Source organism: Cohnella sp. SGD-V74 (genome assembly GCF_003001675.1).
GTDB lineage: Bacteria > Bacillota > Bacilli > Paenibacillales > Paenibacillaceae > Cohnella.
Window position 1 is genome coordinate 272,659 of record NZ_PVYW01000001.1, and the last position, 20,283, is coordinate 292,941.

The 20,283-nt window shown below is 58.8% G+C and carries 17 protein-coding genes; 3 read left to right on the forward strand and 14 right to left on the reverse strand.

The annotated features are described in order from the left end of the window. Positions 1-15: 15 nt before the first annotated feature. The 7 genes from B0G52_RS01295 to gpr all read right to left on the reverse strand — a co-directional run bounded on the left by B0G52_RS01295 (position 16) and on the right by gpr (position 9,347). On the reverse strand, positions 16-522 hold the full coding sequence (locus B0G52_RS01295) for an N-acetyltransferase (protein WP_094041699.1): 507 nt from the start codon (positions 520-522) through the stop codon (positions 16-18). 123 nt (positions 523-645) lie between these two features. Continuing rightward, positions 646-1,836 (reverse strand): radical SAM family heme chaperone HemW, encoded by a 1,191-nt coding sequence (hemW, locus tag B0G52_RS01300; protein ID WP_094041990.1) that lies wholly within the window; start codon positions 1,834-1,836, stop codon positions 646-648. Positions 1,837-1,892: 56 nt separating this feature from the next. Continuing rightward, positions 1,893-3,710, reverse strand: coding sequence for a translation elongation factor 4 (gene lepA, locus B0G52_RS01305; RefSeq protein WP_094041700.1), 1,818 nt, complete (start codon positions 3,708-3,710; stop codon positions 1,893-1,895). 198 nt (positions 3,711-3,908) lie between these two features. Continuing rightward, a complete protein-coding gene (locus B0G52_RS01310; RefSeq protein WP_094041701.1) occupies positions 3,909-5,858 on the reverse strand; it encodes an endonuclease MutS2 in 1,950 nt (649 codons plus the stop codon). A 465-nt stretch (positions 5,859-6,323) separates the two neighbouring features. Further along, entirely contained in the window at positions 6,324-6,716 is a 393-nt protein-coding gene (locus B0G52_RS01315; RefSeq protein WP_094041702.1) for a hypothetical protein, read from the reverse strand. Between the two features lie 15 nt (positions 6,717-6,731). Next, complete coding sequence (gene spoIIP / locus B0G52_RS01320) at positions 6,732-7,979, reverse strand: stage II sporulation protein P (RefSeq protein WP_094041703.1); 1,248 nt, start codon at positions 7,977-7,979, stop codon at positions 6,732-6,734. 363 nt (positions 7,980-8,342) lie between these two features. Further along, positions 8,343-9,347: a GPR endopeptidase gene (gene gpr / locus B0G52_RS01325; protein WP_094041704.1), complete on the reverse strand. Its 1,005-nt coding sequence runs from the start codon at positions 9,345-9,347 to the stop codon at positions 8,343-8,345. Positions 9,348-9,476: 129 nt separating this feature from the next. On the opposite strand from gpr, the gene rpsT reads away from it, so the two are divergent. Further along, positions 9,477-9,749 carry a 30S ribosomal protein S20 gene (rpsT, locus tag B0G52_RS01330; RefSeq protein ID WP_094041705.1) on the forward strand — a complete coding sequence of 91 codons (273 nt, stop codon included), beginning with the start codon at positions 9,477-9,479 and terminating at the stop codon, positions 9,747-9,749. Between the two features lie 142 nt (positions 9,750-9,891). Here the strand turns inward: rpsT and holA are convergent, their stop codons facing one another. From holA to B0G52_RS01345, 3 genes are all read right to left on the reverse strand, one after another. Beyond that, positions 9,892-10,923, reverse strand: coding sequence for a DNA polymerase III subunit delta (gene holA, locus B0G52_RS01335; RefSeq protein WP_094041706.1), 1,032 nt, complete (start codon positions 10,921-10,923; stop codon positions 9,892-9,894). A 279-nt stretch (positions 10,924-11,202) separates the two neighbouring features. Continuing rightward, positions 11,203-12,150 carry an anti-sigma factor family protein gene (locus tag B0G52_RS01340; protein ID WP_094041707.1) on the reverse strand — a complete coding sequence of 316 codons (948 nt, stop codon included), beginning with the start codon at positions 12,148-12,150 and terminating at the stop codon, positions 11,203-11,205. Beyond that, positions 12,147-12,695 carry an RNA polymerase sigma factor gene (locus tag B0G52_RS01345; RefSeq protein ID WP_094041708.1) on the reverse strand — a complete coding sequence of 183 codons (549 nt, stop codon included), beginning with the start codon at positions 12,693-12,695 and terminating at the stop codon, positions 12,147-12,149. Before B0G52_RS01345 ends, B0G52_RS01340 begins: the two co-directional genes overlap by 4 nt. A gap of 197 nt (positions 12,696-12,892) precedes the next feature. Between B0G52_RS01345 and B0G52_RS01350 the strand changes: the two genes are divergently transcribed. Beyond that, complete coding sequence (locus B0G52_RS01350; RefSeq protein WP_094041709.1) at positions 12,893-13,426, forward strand: RNA polymerase sigma factor; 534 nt, start codon at positions 12,893-12,895, stop codon at positions 13,424-13,426. Next, positions 13,423-14,919 carry a hypothetical protein gene (locus B0G52_RS01355; protein WP_094041710.1) on the forward strand — a complete coding sequence of 499 codons (1,497 nt, stop codon included), beginning with the start codon at positions 13,423-13,425 and terminating at the stop codon, positions 14,917-14,919. Before B0G52_RS01350 ends, B0G52_RS01355 begins: the two co-directional genes overlap by 4 nt. On the opposite strand, the gene B0G52_RS01360 is transcribed toward B0G52_RS01355, so the two are convergent. The 4 genes from B0G52_RS01360 to B0G52_RS01375 all read right to left on the reverse strand — a co-directional run bounded on the left by B0G52_RS01360 (position 14,916) and on the right by B0G52_RS01375 (position 20,202). Then, positions 14,916-17,534 carry a DNA internalization-related competence protein ComEC/Rec2 gene (locus B0G52_RS01360; protein WP_094041711.1) on the reverse strand — a complete coding sequence of 873 codons (2,619 nt, stop codon included), beginning with the start codon at positions 17,532-17,534 and terminating at the stop codon, positions 14,916-14,918. The genes B0G52_RS01355 and B0G52_RS01360 overlap by 4 nt on opposite strands. Positions 17,535-17,633: 99 nt before the next feature. Further along, positions 17,634-18,146 carry a deoxycytidylate deaminase gene (locus B0G52_RS01365; protein WP_094041712.1) on the reverse strand — a complete coding sequence of 171 codons (513 nt, stop codon included), beginning with the start codon at positions 18,144-18,146 and terminating at the stop codon, positions 17,634-17,636. Positions 18,147-18,176: 30 nt separating this feature from the next. Then, positions 18,177-19,466 carry a homocysteine synthase gene (locus B0G52_RS01370; RefSeq protein WP_094041713.1) on the reverse strand — a complete coding sequence of 430 codons (1,290 nt, stop codon included), beginning with the start codon at positions 19,464-19,466 and terminating at the stop codon, positions 18,177-18,179. Between the two features lie 94 nt (positions 19,467-19,560). Next, positions 19,561-20,202, reverse strand: coding sequence for a ComEA family DNA-binding protein (locus B0G52_RS01375; protein ID WP_094041714.1), 642 nt, complete (start codon positions 20,200-20,202; stop codon positions 19,561-19,563). Positions 20,203-20,283: the final 81 nt, after the last annotated feature.

The following is a 20,283-nucleotide window of genomic DNA, read 5'->3' on the forward strand; positions in this document are numbered from 1 at the left end:
ATTTGGCATGTTCGCTTACATTTGGGCAAAACTTAAGCGCTCGTTCTCCTGCGCCGGTTCGATGATGCGAACGACGGCGATTTCGTCGCAGCATTGCTGCTTCGGACAGTTGACGCAATCCGTCCATACTTTCTCGGGAAAAATCTCCTTGTCGACGATCCGGAACCCGTTCTTCTGGAAAAACGCCGCTTCGTACGTGAGCGCCATGACCTTCGGGATTCCTTGCAGCTTGGCTTCCTCGATCAGCGCGTCCACGAGCTTGCTCCCGATGCCCTGGCCTTTGTAGCCGTCCGCGATGCCGAGCGAGCGAATCTCGACGAGATCGCTGCCGAGCCGGCATAGCGAACCGCATCCGATCAGCTGCTCCCCGTCCTGAGCCACGATAAACGTGTCGATATTGCGGGCAAGCGCCTCCCGGGATCTGGGCAGCATGATGCCTTTGGCGGCATAGCCTTGTATAAGTTCGTAAAGCCCCTCCACGTCTTCCGGGATCGCTGGGCGGCAGAGGACCGACATGACCATTCCTTCTCTCATCCAATGAATATGTATGAATAAATATACAACATCTCATCAGATCCCTCAAGAGACTTTTCGAACGAAACGAAAAAACCGTTTATCGTCCCGATCGCAAATCGAAATACCGCGTCAGACGAACGCCCCGAACACCTCGTTGCCGAGCAGCACGCCCCGCGAAGTTAAGCGGTAGCCCGGCTCCCCGTCCATCGTCCGTTCGAGCAAATCTTGCTCCACGAGGCGGGCCAACTCCTTGCCGTAAACCTCTTCCATGCTGGCTCCGCCGAACTGCTTGGCGAAGTCGGCTTGCTTTACGCCTTCTCTCAGTCGGAGGCCGACCATCATGAAGTCGCCCATCGCCTCCTCCGCGCTGACGTCGCTGCGCTCAAGCCGCGGCAGGCCGCGCCGGGCTGCGTCGATATACGGCTGCACGCCTTTAATGTTGATATGGCGCTGCCCAAGAGCGTAGCCGTGGGCGCCGGCTCCAAGCCCGTAATACGGCTGGTTGTGCCAATACACCGTATTGTGCCGGCTCTCGAAGCCCGGCTTGGCGAAGTTGCTGATCTCGTAATGGCGATAGCCCGCTCCGCTCAATCTCTCCATTAAATACTCGTACATCGCGACCTCTTCCTCTTCTTCGGGCAGAGGCAGTTCGTCCCGTTGGTACAGACGGTAGAACAGCGTATTTTCCTCCACCTTCAGTCCGTACAAGGAATAGTGCGGCAAGTCGAGCTCCAGCGCCTTGTTCACGCTGTCCTGAAGCTGCTCGAGCGTCTGGTTCGGCAAGCCGAACATCAGGTCGATCGACAAATTCGCAAATCCGGCCGCCTTGGCGTTGGCGATGCTCTGCACGACGTCCTGTGCGGCATGGATTCTCCCGATTCTCTCCAGCAGGCCGTTGTCGAACGTCTGCGCGCCGAAGCTGATCCGATTCACACCCCCTTCGCGCATCGCGGCAAGCTTCTCCATGTCCGTCGTACCCGGATTGGCTTCCATCGTAAACTCAGCGTCGGCCGCCAGCGGAAAATGCCGTCTCACCGCATCCAGAAAACGGCTCATCTGCGGCGGCGTCAGCACGGTTGGCGTTCCCCCGCCCACGAAAACGGTATCGATCGAGGCCGGCGGCAGCTCGGCAACGGTCAGCTCCATCTCGTTCTCCAGCGCGTCCAAATACGCGTCGATCGGCTGCCCCGCGGCGACGTAAGAGTTGAAATCGCAGTAAAAGCACTTGTTCGTGCAAAAAGGGATATGAATGTACAGCGCTCTCGGCGTCCATCGGTGCAGCGGCGGCACAAGCGTCGCCGCCCTCTCGGAATCGGTCATCATTAGTCGTTCACCTCGAATAGAGAAAAGCGGGCCGGCAGCCCGCTTCCCTCATCTTAATCCTCATCCAGCTTCAATACGGCCATGAACGCTTCCTGCGGCACTTCGACGTTGCCGACCTGCTTCATCCGCTTCTTGCCTTCCTTCTGCTTGTCGAGCAGCTTGCGCTTACGCGAGATGTCGCCGCCGTAGCATTTGGCAAGCACGTTTTTGCGCATTGCCTTGATCGTCTCGCGGGAGACGATCTTCTGCCCGACCGCCGCCTGGATCGGAACCTCGAACATCTGGCGCGGAATAAGATCCTTCAGCTTCTCGCAGATGACCCGCCCGCGGTTGTAGGCGCGGTCCCTGTGCACGATGAACGAAAGCGCGTCGACCTTCTCGGAGTTCAGCAAAATGTCCATCTTGACGAGCGAAGATTGCCGGTAGCCGATCAGCTCGTAGTCGAACGAAGCGTAGCCCTTCGTGCTCGATTTCAATTGGTCGAAGAAATCGTAGACAATCTCCGCCAGCGGCACATTGTATTGGATTGTAACGCGATCCGTGTCCAGATACTGCATGTCGATAAACTCGCCGCGTTTGCCCTGACACAGCTCCATAATCGCGCCTACGTAGTCGTTCGGAACGATAATCGACGCCTTGACGAAAGGCTCCTCGACGAAATCGATCTTGGCGGAATCCGGGTAATCGGCCGGGTTGGAAATTTCCTGCACTTCCCCACTCGTCAATGTTACCCGGTAAATAACGCTTGGAGCGGTCGTAATAAGCGGAATGTTGAACTCGCGCTCGATCCTCTCCTGAATGATCTCCATATGCAGCATCCCCAGGAAGCCGCAGCGATAACCGAAGCCAAGCGCCTGAGAGGACTCGGGCTCGTAACGCAGCGAAGCGTCGTTCAGCTCCAGCTTCTCCAGCGCGTCCCGCAGGTCGTTGTAGTCCGTCGAATCGATCGGATACATGCCGCAGAACACCATCGGGTTAATGCTTCGGTAGCCCTCAAGCGGCTCGGAGGTCGGATTTTTCGCGTCAGTGATCGTATCGCCGACTCGCGTATCCTTCACGTTCTTGATCGAAGCGCTGACAAAGCCTACGTCTCCAGGTCCAAGCTCGGCTACAGCCGTCGGTCGCGGCATGAATGTGCCGACCTCGACAACCTCGAACTGTGCTCCGGTGGCCATAAACTTCATTTTCGTGCCGGCCTTGATCGTGCCGTCGATGACGCGAATGGAGCAGACGACGCCTTTATATGCATCATAGTGGGAATCGAAAATAAGCGCCTTCAACGGCTTGTCGCGATCTCCTTGCGGAGGCGGAACCTGCTTGACGACCTGCTCCAAAATTTCTCTGATGCCGATTCCGTTCTTCGCGGAGGCGAGCACCGCATCGCTGGCGTCGAGTCCGATGACATCCTCGATCTCCTGCTTAACGCGATCGGGTTCGGCGCTCGGCAAGTCAATCTTGTTGATAACCGGAACGATCTCCAGATTGTTATCCAGCGCCAAGTAGACGTTGGCCAGCGTCTGGGCTTCAATGCCCTGCGCCGCGTCGACGACAAGAATTGCGCCTTCGCACGCTGCCAGGCTGCGAGATACTTCGTACGTAAAATCGACGTGTCCCGGCGTGTCGATCAGGTGGAGCAAATAGGTTTCGCCGTCGTCGGCCTTATACAACAGACGGACAGCCGTCATCTTGATCGTAATGCCGCGCTCGCGCTCCAGATCCATCGAGTCCAGCACCTGCTCCTGCATTTCCCGGGAAGTCAGTGCGCCCGTATATTCCAAAATGCGGTCGGCCAGCGTCGATTTGCCGTGGTCGATATGCGCGATAATGCAAAAATTGCGAATGTGACTTTGCTTGATAGACAGTTCTGCCATTCCAATGAGTACCTCCAGCCGGTTCCATAACGTCGAATGACGATCACTTCATTATAACAGCGTCCGCCGCTCTCATCAATGGAGGCCAACGTCCGACCCGGAGCTCCGCTCTCGCGTGCGAGAGACCGACCCGTTCGGAGCCGGGCCGTTCTCCTGCGCCATGAGGCGCCAACCAAAGCCGGCAGTGTCCCCGCGCGGCTACTCCTCCGAGGGACGCTCGATCGTCAGGCCGTCCACGTGCCGCTTGCCCATCAAATGGCGCTTCTTGCGGTTTTCCACCGAATCGAACACGATGTCCAAGTCGTAATCTTCTCCCGGATACAGATGTTTCTTGTCGATATATTTGCGGATCCGCTTGTGGTTAAGCTTGATCTTCTCCTTCTGCACCTGCACGATCAGGTTGCCCTTCTCGTCCGGCAGCCGATAGACGACGCCCGGCTTGCGCAGATGCGGGATGAATACGAGGTCTCCGACGGACCATCGGCCGGCAAGCTCCCGCTTCGTCTCCTCCGACTTCGCCCGCCCTTGCGAATGCCGCTCAGATTTGCGATTGTCCGCTCGGAAACCGGAATGCTTCGGCTCTTCCTTCGCCGGCGGGACGGCTGCGTCGCCCCGCCCTTCCTTCAACCGGTCTGCGATCGTACGCGCCCTCTCGATAATGCGCGGCGCAATGCCCAGCTTGGAGGCGATAACGAAGGCATAGCTATTGCCGGCCTCCCCCATGTCCAGGCGGTACAGCGGGCTGAGCGTCTCTTCGTCGAACGCCATCCGGGCGTTCCGGAAGCCTTCCGTCACCCGGGCGTATTCCTTGATCTCGTTAAAATGCGTCGTCGCCATGATCACGCAGCCGCGACGGTACAGCTCCTCCAGCACCGCGATCGACAGGCCGACCCCCTCCCCCGGATCGGTGCCGGTCGCGAGTTCGTCCAGCAGCACCAGCGTGGAAGGCCCGGCATGAGCGAGAATGTCGATCACGTTGCGCAGATGGGAGGAAAACGTGCTCAGCGACGATTCAAGGCTCTGGCCGTCCCCGATATCGACTTCGACCGATTGAAATACGGCGACGCGGCTTCCTTCGGCGGCGGGAATAAGCAGGCCAGACTGGGCCAGCAGCGTGAGCAGTCCGGCCGTCTTGAGCGCGACGGTCTTGCCGCCCGTATTCGGTCCCGTGATCAGCAGCGCCCGATAGCCGTCGCCGGCGCGAATGTCGAGCGGCACCGGCTTCGCCGCCAGAAACGGATGACGCGCCTCCTTGAGATCCAGCACGCGATCGCCGTTCAGCTCCGGAGCGATGCCCCCGATCGCCAGCCCCCACTTCGCCTTCGCGAACAGAAAATCGCAGTATCCGACCGCGTCCAGGTTGACGGACAGCTCCTGCGCATACGACTCCGCCTCGCCGGTCAGACGGGCGAGAATAAGCGTCTCCTCGCGGCTTTCCTGAAACCGCAGCTCGCTCAGTTCCATCTGCGGACCGGCCAGCTCCGACGGCTCGACGAACACGGTCTGGCCGCTCGACGATTCGTCCAGCACCGCTCCGGGTACGCGCTTGCGATATTCCCGCTTCACCGGCAGCACGAATCTGCCGTCTCTGCGGCTGACGATTCTCTCCTGCAGGCAATCCGCCAGCTTGGACATGAGGCTCTCCAGCCGCTTCTGCAGCTTCTCCTCCGTCGCGCGGATTTTCTTCCTCACCTTGTGCAAGTCCGGGCTCGCCGTATCCACGACGCGTCCCCGGTCGACGCAGGCTTCGATCGCTTCCCGCAGCGGCTTCAGATCGTACATCGACATGCCGTAGCCGGCCACCGACGGAAACTCGGTTTTCTTCGCGGCCATGTACTGCCGCAGCTGCTCGCAGCTTCGCGCGAACTGGGCGAGATGACCGAAATCCTGTTCGGTCAGAACGTACCCCGTTCCGAGCAGAGCCATCAGCGCCTCCATGCCCTCCAGCGAAGGAAGGGGCGGATGCGCGCCTCGGGCCAGCAGCCGGGAAGCCTCCTCCGTCTCCGCCAGCTTGCGCCGAATGATCGCGATATCCGCGATTGGCCGCAGTTGCTCGATTCTCTTTTTCCCCAAATATGTGACCGTGTAATTCAGGAGCGCGGATATCGCGCGAGGATATTCCAGTTTGTCGAGGGAATGCTGTCTCATCGTTCGTTCATGCCTCCTAAAATTGAAAATAAAAAAGCAGGCCGCGAGGACGTGCGCCATCGGCGCAAGCTCGCAGCCTGCCTGAAATCAGCCTCGAAGAGACGCGCGGCCGCTCGGGCGCAAACCCGAAAAATCGCGCAAAAAAACCGTACCCTGACGAGCACGGCAGATCTCCCCGATAGCTTCGCTTCGGTAGGGGCGGTCTTGTCCGGTTCCTCACTGGTTATTCCAGCCGCGACGAGCCCATCGGCAAACAAACCTGCGTACTTCGAGGTTCGTTGCTCCTTGCATGGATCGTTAGCGACTTATTGAATAATTCAGTTCAGAACCATGACCAACATTAAAATTTCCCCTTTGAAACGGAATTACTCCCATCATAGTCTACGGCCGGACCCGCGTCAAGCCGACCGGGCGCTGTCTCCTCCATCTTGCAACCCCGATTCGGACCGATCATGCCGCCGTTCGCTATCCGAGCACTTTGTCGAACAGGGAGACGACCATGCGAATGCCGTTGCGGGACAGATCGTGCAGCACTTCGGCCGTCTTGCCGGACATGCGATCGACGATCGGCTCGCGATCCGCCCTCGGAATGCCGAACTCTTCGTCTCCCTCTCCGGCGTTAAGCCCCTCCTCCTGCGCCTGGGATCGCGTCTCCTCCCGGGGCTTCGCGCCTTGCCGCGGGTCCTTCGCAGGCAGCGTCCAATCGTCGTCCGCCGCAGGCTGCTCGACCGTCGCGCCCTCCGTTTCCCACGGGCCTTTGACGTTCTCGATCCCTTTGGAGGACAGCTCCATCCCGTACAGAACAGCAAATCCGAGCAGTCCGGCAAAAATAAGCAATTTGAACGAATCTCTGCGCATTCGCGCACCTCCTTTCTATTTTTGCGGCGCAGCCGCCTCAATCGCCTTCTCGTCGTTCCAATAAATGTCCGAGATGACTTTCGCAAGCGCGTCCGCCGTCCGATAGCATTCCTCAAGCGTATTGTCGACGCCGCCGATCTCGATCAGCACGCTGCCGGGCGCAACGGATTGATTGTACTCCCCGTTGCCGTTGGCCGCCGTCTTGCCCCACACCCCTCTGGACAAGCCGGGATACTGCTTCTCCAGCCGCTCGTGGATGCGATTGGCGAAATCCTCGTTCTCGCGCCAGTTCGGATTGCGGTGCCCGATAATAAAGTACACTTGCGCATAGTCCTTGTCTTTGATCGTCGCCGTCGTCTTCGCGCGTCTCTGCGAATCCCTGTGAATGTCGAAGAACAATTTCAAGTCCTCGTTGTCGGCCATCGCCTGACGCACGGTCTGCAAAGAATATTTATACGAATAATTCCAATTATAGCCCTGAACCGACGTCGGATAATCCTTGGGCGAGTGCACGGCTCCGATTCCCCGTTTTTCAAGCTGTCCGGCAAGCCGCTTGCCGACCAGGGTGACGTTGATTTTGCTCGAATTCGGGTCCTTCGTTCCTTCTTTAAGCTCCGGATAATAGGACTCTCGGTTGTGAGAGTGGTAAATAAACGCGATTTTGCGCCCTTCCGTCGACGGCTCTTCGTCCGGGGAAGACTTATCCTCTCCGCCCGAAGGTTCGGGAGAAGCCGAAGGCTCGTTATCGGGCTCCGTCTCCGGAAAGCGGTCGGGGTCCTGCGACTCGGCCGGGTCCCCGTGATCCGCGGTCAGCCCCTCTTCGGTAAGCGGGCCGTGATCTTCGGGCGCTTCGGGCGCCCCCGTCCCCGGCCGAAGGAGCACGGAGCGGTCGCGGTCCATTCCCGGAAGCTCCAGCGACAGCAGGCTCTTCGGATTGTCGGGGTTCACGTCGGTCATAAACCAAAGCAGGAACGACGCCATTCGGCCCGTCTCGAAGGGCGAGTCGGCCGAAGCTTCCATATGCGGCATCTCCATCGCGAGCAGCGATTGAAAAAATTGACCCGACAGCGAAGCGGCCATCCCTTTCATCGATTGAACGGGCGATACGGACAGCTTGTTCTGCAGCAAGCCCCCGAGTCCGAGCAAGACGAACAGAGCCATTGAGCTTGCGCTGAGCAGGAAAAAGGCTCGTCCGGTAATCAGAATCTTGCGCCATTTCGCGCGCAGCAGCGGCCAATCCGTCGATGCGTTCATCCGTTTCATGTTGCTCTACCTCCCGGTGTCTTCGTCTTGCGAAGACGCCCTCTCTTTTTTTCCCAGGTATCTCATCCTATGAGACGGGCGGGAATGATAGAACCGGGAGGTTGCTAGAATGAGAGACGGAGCTGTCCCACAAGTAAAAAGGGACGTACAGATCGATTATCGATGGATGGATGGATGCATGCCCATGATGAAGCATCTATCTCCTTCCGATGCTATACGATCCTGAAATGGGAACGGTAAACCCGTGAATAGGTGATTTCAGGACCGTATGAGGCAGTCTCCAGGAGATAGATGCTCACTTTTTCTCATCGATAATCTTGTACGTCCCTACTTACGGGACAACCCCGACCACTTGAGGCTGCGCTAATGCGTATAGGCGGCCACGTTGTCCGTGTCGACCGCTTCGTGGAGAGCGGCGTTTAAGCCGCTGGCGATAACGTTGGCGATATCCTCGATGAACTTGTCGATCTCCTTGGGCGTGACGAGCAAGTCATGTCCGAGCGGATGAAGCACTTCCCGTACGAGCTGCAGCCGTTCATTGTCGGCCATTTTGCCGAAAATGCCGAACATCGGATCGGTGTTGTCCGTATGCTGCTTCATATGCTCGAACATCATGTCCATCGTGTTGTTCACGATCGTGGACGCGTACACGACGGTCGGGACGCCGATGCCGATGCAGGGCACGCCGAGAATTTCCTTGGTCAACCCTTTGCGCTTGTTGCCGATGCCCGATCCGGGGTGGATGCCCGTATCGGCGATCTGGATCGTCGTATTGACCCGTTCGAGGGACTTGGCGGCAAGAGCGTCGATGGCGATGATCAAATCCGGCTTCGCCTTCTCCACGATGCCCTGCACGATGTCGCTCGACTCGATGCCCGTCGTGCCCAGCACCCCCGGCGCAACCGCGCTGACCGCCCTGTAGCCCGGACTTACCTGGTCGGGCATCAGCTCGAAGAAGTGCCGCGTCACCATAATGTTCTCCACGACGATCGGCCCGAGCGCGTCCGGCGTTACGTTCCAGTTGCCCAGCCCGACGACGAGCACGCTGTGCTTGGGAGTCACTCCGACCCGCTGCAGGAACGCTTCGAACTCTTTCGCCATCGCCGTCGCCACTTTGTCCTGAAGCTCCGTGTCGCCCTGCCGCATGTCCGGCACTTCCAGCGTGACGTAGTGCCCGACCATTTTGCCAATCCGCTGCGCGGCCTGATCGTTCTGGATTTCCATGCGGGTGACGGTGATTCCGTCCTCGCTCGCCGTCTCCGACCACAGCCCCGGAATATCCGGCGTCTCATGCCCTTGCGAGGCGATCTCCTTTGCTTCCAGCGCCAGATCCGTGCGTATATCGTACATCGATAAATCTTTGTCCATCGGGTGAATTGAAGCCCCTTTCGCTTGCGGATTGAGGTGGGAAATCAGCCTTGCTTTTTACCCCCTTGCATGATAGAATGTTACAAGTTGTGTGGAGAAATACTTCTGTTTGATCTGGAGGTGAAAAGAATGCCAAACATCAAATCCGCCATTAAACGTACCAAAACGAACGAAGCTCGCCGCCTGCGCAACGCTTCGGCTAAATCCGCTCTTCGTACGGTTGTTAAACAAGCCGACGCAGCGGTAATTGGAACGGACGTGAACGCTGCTAAAGCAGCATACGGCGCGGCTCAGAAGAAGCTGGACAAAGCGGCAACCAAAGGCCTCATTCACAAAAATGCAGCCGCTCGCAAAAAGTCCCGTCTGGCCAAGAAACTCAACGCATTGTCCGCGCAAGCTTAAGGCTGCGCTTGACGAATATGCGGCCGGCCGCTTTACGGCGGCAGCCATGGAAGAGCCATCCCCGGCAGGATCGTCCTGCTTGTAGGATGGCTCTTTTGGTTGTTTTTCATGTTGCCGCGCGTCGGGACGAGGGCGGCTTCTCTCAGCTCGCTCCCCGGGAACCGGTTCGGAGCAGGAACAGCTCGAGTCCGAGCGCTTTGTCCACTCTCCCCGACTTCATCGCGTAATCCAGCTCCGCAAGCTCGCCGAGCAGCGAGGCCAGCCGTTCCAGGCTGAACTTGCGCGCCTGCTCGGCCGTAATTTTCACCGCGTACGGGTGCAGCCCGATCTGCGAAGCCATCTGCTGGGGAGAATAGCCTTGTCCTCCCAGCTCCTTGACGTAGAGCATGTTGCGGAATTGGCGGACGAGCAGCGCCATCAGCTTGATCGGCTCTTCCCGCTGCTTCAGCAGATCGTGGTACAGCGAGATCGCTTCCGCCGTGCGCAGCGCGGCCAGTTCCTCCGTCAGCTTAAATACGTTCTGCTCCGTCGCCATCGGCACGAGCGTCCGCACCGATTCGAGCGTGACCGCGCCTCCCTGCCCCGCGTGCAGGCACAGCTTGTCCGTCTCCGCGGCCAGCGCGTGCATATCGGTGCCTACGCGCCGCAGCAGCTCATCCGCGGCGTCGGCGCCCAGCGAGCGTCCCTGGCTGCCGGCGCGCTTGACGAGCCAGCGCAGCAGCTCATCCGGCTGCAGAGAAGCGAAAGAGACGACCCAATCTTTGGCTTTGGCCGCTTTCACCGTTTTCTTGCGTTCGTCCAGCTTCTCCTGGGGCACGATAAAGACGAGCACCGTCGATTCGAGGGGCTGATCCATATAGGCGAGAAGCCGTTCGGGACGGTGCTCGGTCTTGGCCGACTCCTTGCCCGAAGCGAACAGCACCTGATCTCGGACGAGCACGATTTTGCTCGGGACGAGAAACGGCAGCGTCTCCGCCTCGTCGACGACGGTATCGATCGGTGTCTCCCCCGTGTCGAAGCGGACGATCGCCATCTCCCTGTGCTCGGGCTGCACCAGCTTCTCCTGCAGCCGTTCGATGAATTCGTTCATCATATAGGACTCCGACCCGTAGATGACGTACACGGGCGAGACTTGACCTTGATTAATGGATCGAAAAGCTTGCTTGGCGTCCATGATGCCGCTCCTTGCTCTTATGTAGTTCGGTTTTCAGCACCGAGAAGTTATCTTTCATTGTACTACAAAGACCGGGGGAATCACACTCGAAATAGACGAAGGGGTCGCGCCTCTTGCGAGGCGCGACCCCTCCGTTCTCGGACATCTATATCAACGTCCGCCGGCCGGCCCATGGTACCGGCGCGAACGAGCGTGACGATAGTCCGGAGACGATCGTCGGCTTCTACCGTACACTATACGCGGCCGCACCCGAAAGGGTGACAGCCGCGAAGCCGATCATCATCTCTTCGTTTCCGCGAACGTCGTCATGTCAAGCTGCCACTGCGTCGCGTTGCCGTCGGCATCGGTAACCGTAAAGTTCAGCACAGTGCTGTCGGCGCTCCAAATCAGCAGGCCGATGCGGCCTTCCTTCGGCTCCGTATCGTACACCAATTCGTTGTTCTCGATCCCGTAAATCTGGAGCGTTCCGTTGCCTTCCACCGCGACGGCTCTCCACTTGTCATTCGGAGAATCCGCCGTCTCGGCCGGAATGGACAGTCCCGAAACCGCCGGATCCTCGCCGCCGCCCGTAAGCGTCGGATTCTGCGTGATTTCGACTTCCTCAGGCATCATGTTTCTTGCCTCGGCGGAACCTTCAGGAAGATCGGCCTCGCCCGAATCGGAAGTCGCAGATTTGTTTCTCAGCACGTCTCCGTACTGATCCTGGACCTGCGCGTCTTCTCCTGCGCCCGAGGCGGAGAACAGGCTGGCTTCCTGCTTCGCCATCGGAGCCGACGCCGGACTCGGCATCGCCGCGTCGTTGCTGCTTCCGCCGCGCTGCAGCCATTCTCCCGGATTGCTGAACAGAAGCAGACCGACGACAACCCCTGCGGCGACGACGCCGGAGATTTTGCGGAAGAGCTGCTGCCGGGCCGGCCGATTAGAACGAACCGGAGACGGCGATGGCGACGCAATGGCGGAATCGCCTGCGGCTTCGCCCGCCCCAATGGCCGTGCTGCCGGCCGCATGCAGACGTTCAAGCTCCGGAAGAATCGAGTCCACGATGCTGAACTTCGGCACGACCCGCGGCAACTGCTCGAGCTCGCTCGACAGCTTCCGAAGTCTGGCCAACATGGCGGCGCAATCCGAGCATCGATCGGCATGTTCCATCATGAGCGATGTTTCTTGTTGATCCAAGTCACCGTCAATGTAACGCTGCATGAGTTCCATCACCTCTTGGCACTTCATCCCCGGACACCACCTTTCTGATAATCGTGAAGTAAAGTTTGCAATTGTTGCCGGGCTCTAAATAAGTAGGATTTGACGGTGTTAAGCGGCAAATTCAAAGAATCGGCAATTTCGTTATAAGAGAAATCCTGGAGATACCGGAGAACGACAACGGTACGATGATGCTCGGGAAGCTTACCGATGGCTTCTCGTATTTCCTCCGCGGCGTACGCGGACAATACTTCGGTCTCCACGTTGTCCCCCGCCTGGAAAACCATCTCGTGCTCATCAATGGAGACGGACGGCTTTTTGCGCCGAAACTTGTCGATGCAGATGTTCGTGACGATTCGCTGCACCCAGGTGCGAAACTGCGCTTTTTCCTCGTAGGATCCGATTTTCGTATATATCCGAATGAGCGCATCCTGCGACGCGTCGAGCGCATCCTGCTCGTTGTTCAGCAAATAGTACGCGGTGCGGTACACTTGATTCTCGATTTCGCGGAGTAGCGTAACGAGAGCTTCCCGGTCGCCCGCTTGTGCGGCTTTGATCAGAGCCGGCTCCACCACAGAAGATCCTCCTCCCCTGCACCTTCACAGACGCATGCGTCCGAATAAAGGTTGCAATTCCCCCGTGGGAATTTTCGGTAACTAGTAATCCATACTCTCTAAGTCTAGCAAAAATGCGTGGAAAGTCACAATGTTTTATGTTGGATAAACGGAACCTGAGCGCGAATTGACCGGTCTAATAGGGTGGAGGTGATCTCGTGGAGCCCGATTATCTAAAGCACGTCGAATCGGTTGACGGCGCCGAGCTTAGGCAACTCATGGACCGATACGGCGACGATGTGTGGAAATACGCTTACGTTCTCACGAAAGACAGGGAGCAGGCCAAAGATATCTCCCAGGAAGTATTCATTAGAGCGCATTACAATATCCGCTCCTTCAGAGGGCAGTCCTCCTTGAAAACCTGGCTTCTCGCGATCGCCAGGAACCAGAGTCTGAACTACTTGTCTTCGAGTTATTTTCGGAAAATCGGGCTGCGGGAGACGGTACGCCCCAAGCAATCGGCACCGTCCGCCGAATCGGCGTACTTGGGGCGGCAATCGGCCGCGGAAATCTGGGACGTCATCTTCGGATTATCGAAAAAGCTCCGGGAGGCGCTCGTGCTGGACCTGGAGCACGAATTAACGGTGCAGGAAATCGCACAAGTGTTGAACCTGCCGGCAGGCACGGTGAAGTCGAGGCTTCATCGCGCCCGCAAAGAAGTCGAAAAGCGGCTGAAGGGGTGGGAACAATGAAGGAAACCAGACCGGATTGGTACTCGATCGCCAAAGGAGGACTCGGCGACTCCTTGTTCACCGAGGAGATGAAACGGGAAGTCGGGCGAATCGTCGAGCAGCCCCGCGCTCGGAGGCGAAGCGGACGCTGGATCGCCGGCACTGCGCTTGTCGCCCTGTGCGTCGCTGCCGTTCTGCTGATTATCCCGCTCGCCCGGCCCGACTCTCCCGCTCCTTCTCCGGCAGTGACGGACGAACCTTCCCCGGTTCCATCTCCGGATCAGCCGCTCCCGACACCTGAGAGCCCGGAGCCCGAGCCTTCGGAAACTCCACCGCCTCCCATCGCCGATTCGGAAGTCCGGCTCGCGTACGAGAGCCCGGAGAACCATTCGGGGGTTTATCCCGTGGAGACAGACCGCGTTGAAGGGAAACGAATCGACAAGGCGTCCGTCCGCATTCAACGAACCATCGAGGTCGAGGGAACGGGAAGCTTTGCGATCTACGTACGAGAGGAAGGCGACTCCCAGCTGTATGCCGGCATGGAGGCGAGCGGCGGGAGCGCTACCGGACACAGGGAGACTGACCATCTGTACGAAATCGGACCGATCGGCGAGCTCGTTTACGCTGACGATGTCTCCGTCACGCCAAGCAGCGCCTTCGGGCTGTCCGGTTTTCGAATCTTCGGCCCGTGCGGCGCCAACTGCGTCGTGAATGTCTGGATTCATTTCGAAGAGGAGACGCCCGGCGTTCCGATCAGCGACTTCCGGCTAAACGCGCACGCGCAGGAAGTCGATCTCGACGAGGACGGAATTCCCGAAGTCGTCGCGACGGAGACGTTCGCAACGGGCAAGGTGCAAATCTACAAAAAGTTCGAGGATCGGCTGTTGTTCGTCGACGTCAATGAGGCTTTGCGAGCCGAGGAACCGAGCGCGGTCGTCTACGAAGGTTCGCAGCGTATCTTTCTTGCGCTGCTGCCGGATCGGACCTTAACGTACCGTTACGGAATACGCGAAGACTTATTGAAGCTTACGGACGAGAGTTCCGTAGAGACCGATCTGGACCGTTTAATTGTCGAGAGAGCCTATGACGGCAGCAAAAGCCTGCGGCTCGAAGTCGACGGGGAAGCGTACGAATCCACTTGGTTTGCCAATGAAACATTCTCTGTCGGGACATATCTGCCCAATGACGGCGATAAAGTATTGCGCAAGATTGTGTTGACGGACGGGTTCACTTACACGACGGAGAACGGCTCGGCATCCCTGACGTTCAAGGCTGCGGGCGAAGAAGATCTTCCCGAGCTGCGCAAGGAAGACGATTTGGCCATTTACGGAGACTACATGGGAACGGAGTTTACGGGCAATGCACCCTACAATCGCCGCGATTATTTTATTTACGATCGGGATGCGAATCGTCCGATCTGCGTCGTGCTTCAATATGCCGGCGACAGCGCGAGCGTCGTTCGACCGCTGCTGTTGGCCATCGCGGCCAACATTCGCTATATCCCCGAAGCTTAATTCAGGTCCGGGCCGGCTGAGATCATCGTTCTGCGCTTCATCGCGCCGTCCGGCGCTATCCGATACTGGATTTCGCCGTCGGCGTCGGTCCTCCAGATCAGACTGCCCGCATTTTCGAGACGCTGGAGTACACCCGGATTCGGATGGCCGTAGAAGTTGTTGCGCCCGACGGAAATGACCGTTTCCGTCGGCTTCCAGAAATCGACCCACAAGCCGGTCGTCGACGTCTTGCTCCCGTGGTGACCGGCTTTTAGCACGTCGATGCTGAGGCGTTTGTTATTGACGTCTTCATCTGCGGCACTCCCCCTTATGGCGTGTTCCGCTTCCACGACCGCATGTTCTCCCCGAGTCTCCAAATCCCCGGGCAGCAGAAATCGCCGTCCGTACAACGTCGCCAGCAAAACGACGCTTCGGTCGTTCTGCTCCTCGCTCGACGTCACCGGTTCGTCGGACTCGTTGCCGGACGGCAACGGGTAGAGCACCCGGAAGGTCGCGGACGCATCGGCTTGCCATTCCAGCGGCGAATGCGCGGCATAGACGGGAATGCCTTTGTCCGCCACCGTCTGCATAAGCGCCAGCGCGCCGGGCGAATCCTTTAACGCGCCGTTAAACAGCAGCGCCCGCACAGGGATATTGTCCAGCACGGCCCGCGCGCCTCCGATATGGTCCGCGTCCATGTGGGTAAGCACGAGCGCGTCAAGCTTCCCGACTCCCCGGCTCAGCAGCAACGGAACGAGCAGCTTCCGTCCGACCTCGTACGGATCGCTTCTCTCCCTCCATTCGTCTCCCGGCTTGCGGAAGCTGACCGTCCCTCCGGCGTCGATCAGAATATGTTTGCCGTAGCCGGTCCGGATGAGGATGCTGTCTCCCTGCCCCACGTTCAGAAAAGAAACTTCGGCTTCGCGATCCAGCCAGGCCGGCTGCGCTCCCCATACGAGCCAACCGGAGAGGGCGGCACCGAACGCCGCGCGCCTGGCAAGCGAGCGAAACCTCTCGGCGCGAGTCGTTCCGGGAATGGTCAAATCGAGCGGCGCCGTAACTTCGGCATCCGCCAGCCCTGCCGCTTGCCCGCTCCACCATTCCCGCTCCCTAAGCCGGTTCGAGCGGCGCCTCAGTCCCGCAAGACCGATTCCCATCAGCCCGTACGCGCAGACGACCCAGGCCAAAGACGGCTGAGGCCATATCGTCCTCCAGCCCGAGAAGCCGCTTAGCCAGTCGACCGTCAGGAAGGTCAGGTCGTTGCCCATCGTCGCCAGCTTCGCCGGAACAATGCCGAGGGGGGACCATATCCCGCCGAGCACGAGGGAAGCCATGCCCAATGGCATCACGATGACGCTGATGAAAGGAACAAGCGCGAAGTTGGCCGGAAGGGACAACAGATGCATGGAGTGGAAGTAGTAGACCGATACCGGAAAAGATACGATCTGGGCGGTTACGGTAACCGCGATCGCCCCCTTCAGCCAATTCCATCTGATCGGAATCAGCTCCGACAACGCCGGCACGAACAGAATCAGCCCGGCGGTAACGATGAAGGAGAGCTGAAAGCTGACGTCTTCGATCAGCAGCGGATTCCAGATCAGCATAGCCATCGCTGCGGCGAACAGCAGATGCAGGCCGTCCTTCAACGCGTTGCGCCGGGCCAGGCTCAGCGCGATCATCGCCATCAGGCAGGCGCGAACCGCGGACGGCGACGCTCCCGTGACCATCATATAGACCGGCATCATCGCAATCGTCAGTTCGAGCGTTCGCTCGCGGGTCAGCCTGAGCCATCCGCCGATCTGCAGCAGCAAATAGACGATTACGGCCACATGCAGTCCCGAAATCGCGAGAATGTGCGTCAGCCCCAATCTCGCGAATTGATCGAACTGCACCGGATCGAGATCGGAGCGAATGCCGACGACCAGCCCCTTCATATATCCCGAGTCTCCGTTCGGGTACAGGCGATCCGCTAGCTCGCCAATCCGATCTCTCAAGTCGTCCAACAGTCTCAGCGGCTTCATCCACACAGGGGCCGGCTCCCGCTTGTACTCGATCGTATCCAGACCTTGGACGGAAAGCTGCCAGAAAACGCCTTGCTTCATTAAATAGCGGCGATAATCGAACGCTCCGAAATTGCCGGCCTCCCCGGGAAGCTCCAGCGTGCCGAACAGACGCACACGGTCTCCCCTCCTCCACTCCCCAGCCGTCTGCTGTTCGGATTGCTTGGCCAGCTTTACCCGAACGACGATATCATCCTTCGTAAGCCTCTCATCGAAATCGCCTAATCGTATCTTCTCCGCCTTCAGCCTGAACGTCACCAGATCTCCGTCCACTTCCGCTACGGAGTCAAGCCGGCCGCCAAGCTCGGCTATTCCGCCTCCCGCTTCCACCTCGGCCGCCTGAATATCCGATGATAAGCGCTGATCGACCCACGCCCTCTCTCCATGCGCGATTACCAGCGCGGCTGCGCACACAAGCGCCAGCTTCGGGGAAGTCGCGCCCGCGAACGCCAGTGCCAGCAGCACCGTCAGCAGTCCCGCGATCGCCCATATGGCGCCTTCCACCGAACACAAAGACAGCAGCGCGGTCCCCACGATCCAACAACAGCTTACGGCGACCAACGGCCTTCGATTCATTCCCTTTCCCTCCCTTTCAAACGCAAAAAAGCACCTCCCCGCAGAGCGTTAAGCTCGGCGAAGAGGTGCTTCCTCTTCCACTGTGTCGCTATTCCATAGCTACGAACCGTCCTGAACCTCAGTGTCCGCGGGAGGAACGTAGTTGTCCAGCTTGCGGAAAATGAGTCCCCGCTGCTCCATCAGGGCGGCGACTTTGGCGTAATCCTTCGGGTACGGCCTGAAGTAGACGATCTCCGCGATGCCGCTGTTGGCGAGCATGTTCGCACATGTCCAGCAGGGCTGGTCCGTCACGTAGACGACGGAGCCTTCGCGATCCACCCGATCGGTGAACAGCAGCAGGTTCTGCTCGGCGTGGATCGTCCGAATGCAGCGCTGCTTCTTGATCATCTCCGAGGAGCCGGCTGAGGCCGGCTCATACTCTTCCACGATCATACAGCCTGCCTCGGAGCAATCCTGCACGCCCATCGGAGCGCCGTTGTACGCCGTGCCGAGCAGCTTTTTCCCCTGAACGAGCACCGTCCCGACATGGCGCCGCGGACAGCGCGAACGGGTAGAAGCCATAAAAGCGATATCCATGAAATACGTGTCCCAGTCTTTGCGCAAGGCTGCCATCTCCCTACCTCCGCACCGGGGCTTGCCGAATTACTGTTGACTTGCCGCCAGCGCTTGTTCCAAATCGTTGATAATGTCTTTGATGCCTTCCGTTCCCACCGACAAGCGAATCATTCCCGGCTGCACGCCGGCCGCGATCTGCTCTTCCTCGCTCAGCTGCTGGTGGGTCGTGCTCGCCGGGTGGATGATCAGCGACTTGGAATCGCCGACGTTCGCCAAGTGCGAGAACAATTTCACCGCGTTGATCACTTTTTTGCCGGCCTCTACGCCGCCCTTGATTCCGAACGTCAGAATCGCGCCTTGGCCGTTAGGCAGATAACGCTTGGCCAGTTCGTGGGACGGGTGGCTTTCCAGCCCTGCATAGCTTACCCATTCCACCGCGGAATGCGCCTCGAGGAACTTCGCGACGGCAAGCGCGTTGCTGCTGTGGCGCTCCATGCGCAGATGCAACGTTTCCAAACCTTGCAGGAACATGAAGGAGTTGAACGGAGCCAGCGCCGCCCCCATGTCGCGCAGCAATTGCACGCGCATTTTAATGATGTACGCAATCGGACCTACCGCATCCGCATATACGACGCCATGATAGCTTGGGTCCGGCTCGGTTAGGCCGGGGAACTTGCCGCTGGCCTTCCAGTCGAACTTGCCTCCGTCGACGACGATGCCGCCGATCGAAGTTCCGTGGCCGCCGATAAACTTCGTGGCGGAGTGAATGACGATATCCGCGCCGTGATCCAGCGGACGGAGCAGGAACGGCGTCGTGAACGTGCTGTCGATAATGAGCGGAATGCCGTTATCGTGCGCGATCGAAGAGACCGCCGCAATGTCCAGTATGTCTCCTCTGGGGTTGCCGATCGTCTCCGCGAATACCGCTTTCGTCTTCGGCGTAATCGCCGCGCGGAAATTTTCCGGGTTGGACGGATCGACGAATTTGACGTTAATGCCCAGCTTCGGCAGCGTGATCGCGAACAGATTGTATGTACCCCCGTAGAGGCTGGCCGACGAGACGATCTCGTCTCCCGCTCCCGCGATGTTCAAGATGGAATACGTGATCGCCGCTTGTCCGGAGCTGACCGCCAGCGCGGCAGCGCCGCCTTCGAGGGCGGCGACCCGCTGCTCGAACACGTCCGAGGTCGGGTTCATGATCCGGGTGTAAATATTGCCGAACTCTTTCAACGCGAACAAGTTCGCGGCATGATCGGTATCTCGAAAACCGTAGGATGTCGTCTGATAAATCGGAACCGCGCGGGACATCGTGGACGGATCGATCTGCTGCCCTGCATGCACCGCAAGCGTTTCCAGAGAATACGATTCGTTGCTCATTCGGGTTGAACCTCCCAATAAAATTAATAGTTAGATAGATTTCCCTCCCATTCTCTCATAAAATATGGCCATTGTAAAAGCTATCCTCAGGTTTTTATTTCCTGGCCGCGACGTGGACGAGAGCGGATAGCCGTTCGAACACTTTAGGCCCGATTCCTTTGACGTCCAGCAGTTGATCCACGCGTCGGAAGCCGCCGATTTTGTCCCGGTGCGCCACGATGGCTTTCGCCTTCGAGGGGCCGATGCCGGGCAGCGCGTCCAGATCGGCTTCGGTCGCCTTGTTCAAGTCCAGCGTTCCGGCGGCGACGGCGGGCGAATCCTCTTCAGCGTCCTTAACAGGCTCTGCCGGGGGAGCCGGAGAGGCGTCTGGCGACTCTTCCGAAAGACCCGGAGGGCTGCCCGGCGCATCGGACGAGGAGCCGACACCGCTTGCTGACGCCGAAGTCTCGGCGGCAACATCGGGAGATGCGGGACTTGACGAATGGGTCGGCGGCTGGATCGGAGCTTGGGTCGGCAATGCGCTTGGCGTCAGAGGCGTCGACAGGAATGAGGCGTTCCCTTCTTCCGAAGTTAGCGCGTCGATCGCCTGCTTCAGCGAATCGTTGACGGGCGTCCAGCCGGCGATCGGATGCTGCCGCGACCCGCCGAATAAAGCGATGCAGAACACCGCCGCCCCGATGGCGAATAAAGCCGCGGCAATCGGCTTGCGCATGCGGAAAGTGTTATTTTTATTCATATTTCTGTATCCTCCGTTTCTTTTTTCGCATAAATATATGAAAAATCGTTCATGACGTCCAAGCACGTATTCATATATTGG

Excerpts from the sequence above, each read along its gene's own strand:
- B0G52_RS01295 (WP_094041699.1), bottom strand. The coding sequence starts at position 522 with ATGGTCATGTCGGTCCTCTGCCGCCCAGCGATCCCGGAAGACGTGGAG.
- hemW (WP_094041990.1), bottom strand. The coding sequence starts at position 1,836 with ATGACCGATTCCGAGAGGGCGGCGACGCTTGTGCCGCCGCTGCACCGA.
- lepA (WP_094041700.1), bottom strand. The coding sequence starts at position 3,710 with ATGGCAGAACTGTCTATCAAGCAAAGTCACATTCGCAATTTTTGCATT.
- B0G52_RS01310 (WP_094041701.1), bottom strand. The coding sequence starts at position 5,858 with ATGAGACAGCATTCCCTCGACAAACTGGAATATCCTCGCGCGATATCC.
- B0G52_RS01315 (WP_094041702.1), bottom strand. The coding sequence starts at position 6,716 with ATGCGCAGAGATTCGTTCAAATTGCTTATTTTTGCCGGACTGCTCGGA.
- spoIIP (WP_094041703.1), bottom strand. The coding sequence starts at position 7,979 with ATGAAACGGATGAACGCATCGACGGATTGGCCGCTGCTGCGCGCGAAA.
- gpr (WP_094041704.1), bottom strand. The coding sequence starts at position 9,347 with ATGGACAAAGATTTATCGATGTACGATATACGCACGGATCTGGCGCTG.
- rpsT (WP_094041705.1), top strand. The coding sequence starts at position 9,477 with ATGCCAAACATCAAATCCGCCATTAAACGTACCAAAACGAACGAAGCT.
- holA (WP_094041706.1), bottom strand. The coding sequence starts at position 10,923 with ATGGACGCCAAGCAAGCTTTTCGATCCATTAATCAAGGTCAAGTCTCG.
- B0G52_RS01340 (WP_094041707.1), bottom strand. The coding sequence starts at position 12,150 with ATGAAGTGCCAAGAGGTGATGGAACTCATGCAGCGTTACATTGACGGT.
- B0G52_RS01355 (WP_094041710.1), top strand. The coding sequence starts at position 13,423 with ATGAAGGAAACCAGACCGGATTGGTACTCGATCGCCAAAGGAGGACTC.
- B0G52_RS01360 (WP_094041711.1), bottom strand. The coding sequence starts at position 17,534 with ATGAATCGAAGGCCGTTGGTCGCCGTAAGCTGTTGTTGGATCGTGGGG.
- B0G52_RS01365 (WP_094041712.1), bottom strand. The coding sequence starts at position 18,146 with ATGGCAGCCTTGCGCAAAGACTGGGACACGTATTTCATGGATATCGCT.
- B0G52_RS01370 (WP_094041713.1), bottom strand. The coding sequence starts at position 19,466 with ATGAGCAACGAATCGTATTCTCTGGAAACGCTTGCGGTGCATGCAGGG.
- B0G52_RS01375 (WP_094041714.1), bottom strand. The coding sequence starts at position 20,202 with ATGAATAAAAATAACACTTTCCGCATGCGCAAGCCGATTGCCGCGGCT.